This is a genomic window from Mycobacterium sp. NAZ190054 (assembly GCF_001545925.1).
Taxonomy (GTDB): Bacteria; Actinomycetota; Actinomycetes; order Mycobacteriales; family Mycobacteriaceae; genus Mycobacterium.
The window spans coordinates 1-2,684 of sequence record NZ_LMVQ01000377.1 but is presented as its reverse complement, the minus strand read 5'-3'; the positions used below and the strand labels follow the sequence as shown (position 1 = coordinate 2,684).

Annotated in this window: 2 protein-coding genes and 1 pseudogene; all 3 read right to left on the bottom strand. The window is 70.2% G+C overall.

From position 1 onward, the window contains the following. A pseudogene (locus ASJ79_RS22085) lies at window positions 1-190 on the bottom strand (BCCT family transporter); the annotation flags it as partial. 31 nt (window positions 191-221) lie between these two features. Beyond that, complete coding sequence (gene mraY, locus ASJ79_RS22080) at window positions 222-1,301, bottom strand: phospho-N-acetylmuramoyl-pentapeptide-transferase (RefSeq protein ID WP_067959928.1); 1,080 nt, start codon at window positions 1,299-1,301, stop codon at window positions 222-224. Beyond that, window positions 1,298-2,684, bottom strand: a 1,387-nt coding sequence (gene murF, locus ASJ79_RS22075) for a UDP-N-acetylmuramoyl-tripeptide--D-alanyl-D-alanine ligase (RefSeq protein ID WP_369803738.1), incomplete at its 5' end; no start/stop codon positions are given. The genes murF and mraY, both read right to left, overlap by 4 nt.

Sequence of the window (2,684 nt, the reverse complement as noted above, 5' to 3'; positions counted from 1 at the left end):
CGAAGTAGCTGCCGAGGGTGGTGGGCAGCAGGTTGAGGATGAACACCGTCGGGCCCACCACGAACACGAACATCGCCAGCAGGACGGCCAACACCATGTTGATGTTGGACATCCACTGGATGCCACGGGCCACCCCGGACACCGCCGACAGCACGAAACACAGTGTCAGCACGGTGATGACGACGACCAGGACGGCCGCGCCGGGCCCCAGTGGCTCCATGTCAGGCTCCGACTGTGGTCAGCCACTCGCTGTAGAACAGGGCCACCCCCAGCCCACAGGCGATGGCGGTGAGCAACCAGAACCTGATGATCACGGTCGTCTCGGCCCAGCCCACCAACTCGAAGTGGTGGTGGAACGGCGCCATCCGGAACACCCGGCGCCCGGTGGTGCGAAACGCCAGGATCTGCACGACCACCGAGGTGACCTCGGCGACGAACAGCGCGCCGAGCACGACCGCCAGCATCTCGGTGCGGCTGGTGACGGACAGGCCGGCGATGACGCCGCCGAGGGCCAGCGAGCCGGTGTCGCCCATGAAGATCTTCGCCGGCGCGGCGTTCCACCACAGGAAGCCGATGCAGGCCCCGGCGGTGGCCGCGGCGATGATCGCCAAGTCCAGCGGATCGCGCACGTTGTAGCACCCGACCCCCGGGCTGGTGGCGCATGCGTTGCGGAACTGCCAGAACGTGATGAGCACGTAGGCCGCGCACACCATCGCCATCGCGCCTGCGGCCAGCCCGTCGAGCCCGTCGGTGAAGTTCACCGCGTTCGACCAGGCGCTGACCACCACGACGCAGAACAGCACGAACACCGCCGGTGCGAGTGTCACGGTGGCGATCTCGCGGACGTAGGACAGCTCCGCGCTGCCCGGGGTCAGGCCGTCGGCGTTGCGGAACTGCAGGGCCAGCACGCCGAACAGCACCGCGGCGATGAGGATGCCGACGGTCTTGGCCGTCTTGTTCAACCCGAGGTTGCGGGCCCGCCGGATCTTGATCAGGTCGTCGAGGAATCCGACCACCCCCAGTGCCGTCGCCAGCCCCAGTACCAGCATCCCCGAGGCCGATGGGCCCTTGCCGTCCATGACCACGCCGACCAGGTGGGTGCCGAAGTAGCTGGCCCAGATGCCTGCGACGATCGCGACGCCGCCCATCGACGGCGTGCCGCGCTTCTTGTGGTGGCTGGGCGGGCCGTCCTCGCGGATCTCGTGGCCGAACCCCTGCCGGGTGAACAGCCGGATCAGCACCGGGGTCAGGAGTATCGACACCGCCAGCGCGATCGCGACGGCGATGAGTATCTGCCTCATCGGTCACCATCGCGGACGTCGGAGACCAGCGCGTCGGCGAGCGCGCCCAGACCCGCCGAGTTGGACGCCTTCACCAGCACCACGTCGCCGGGCCGCAGCTCGGCCCGCAGAATCTCCAGCGCGGCGTCGGCGTCGGCGACGGGGGTCGCCTCGGAGCCCCACGATCCCTCCATGACCGCCCCGTGCAGCATGGCGCTCATAGGCCTCCCGGATCCGACGACGATGAGTCGAGAGACATCTAAGCGCACCGCCAGCCGGCCGATGTGGTCGTGTTCGGTTATCGCGTCGTCGCCGAGTTCGGCCATCTCCCCCAACACCGCCCAGCTGCGGCCGTTCGGCGCGCCGCCCCGGCTCATCCATGCCAGCGCCTTGAGGCCGGCGCGCATCGAGTCCGGGTTGGCGTTGTAGGCGTCGTTGATGACCGTCACACCGTCGGGGCGGGTGCTGACCTGCATCCGGTGCCGCGACACCGGGCCCGCCGCGGCGAGCGCGGTGGCCACCTGATCCAGCGTCGCGCCGCACTCCAGCGCGACGGCGGCCGCGCACAGCGCGTTGGACACCTGGTGGTCACCGTGCACCGCGAGCGTGACGGGCACCTCCCCGGTGCCGGTGCGCAGCATGAAGGCGGGCCGGGCCAGCGGATCGAGGGTGACACGCTCGGCGCGTACGTCGCGCGCGTCGTCACCCCGGCCCACCCGCACGACGCGTGCCGCGGTCTTGCCGGCCATCGCGGCCACGACGGGATCGTCGGCGTTGAGGATCACCACACCGGATTCCGGAACAGCTTGCGGAAGTTCGGATTTCGTCGCCGCGATGGCATCGCGCGAGCCGAACTCACCGAGGTGGGCGGTACCGACGTTGAGCACGACCGCGATCGACGGCGGCGCGATGCGGGCCAGCGCGGCGATGTTGCCCGGGCGCCGAGCCGACATCTCCAGCACCAGATAGTCGGTCGAGCGGCCGGCCCGCAGCACCGTCCACGGATGGCCGAGCTCGTTGTTGAACGACCCGGGCGGCGCGACCACCTCGCCGAGCGGCGCCAGCACCGCGGCGATCAGATCCTTGGTCGAGGTCTTGCCCGAGGAACCGGTGATGCCGACGATCGTCAGCCCGTCGGCGACGAGTTCGGCCGCGACCGCCTCCGCCAACCGGGCCAGCGCGGCCAGCACGGCGGCCCCGGAACCGTCGGCGTCGTACTCGAGCACACTGGCGGTTCCGGCCGCCCCGGAAACCGGACCCACCGGGTCGACGACGATCGCGACCACATGCCCGACGTCCCCGGAATACCCGCCGAGCGGCTGCTGTGCTGGGACGACCTCGTCGGTCGGCAGTCCACCCATTACCCGTGGCCGGAGTTCGACGAACGCACCGCCTCGTCGCTGT

What these genes read in the sequence shown, in the direction of transcription:
- mraY (WP_067959928.1), bottom strand. Translation starts at nt 1,301, where the DNA reads ATGAGGCAGATACTCATCGCCGTCGCGATCGCGCTGGCGGTGTCGATA.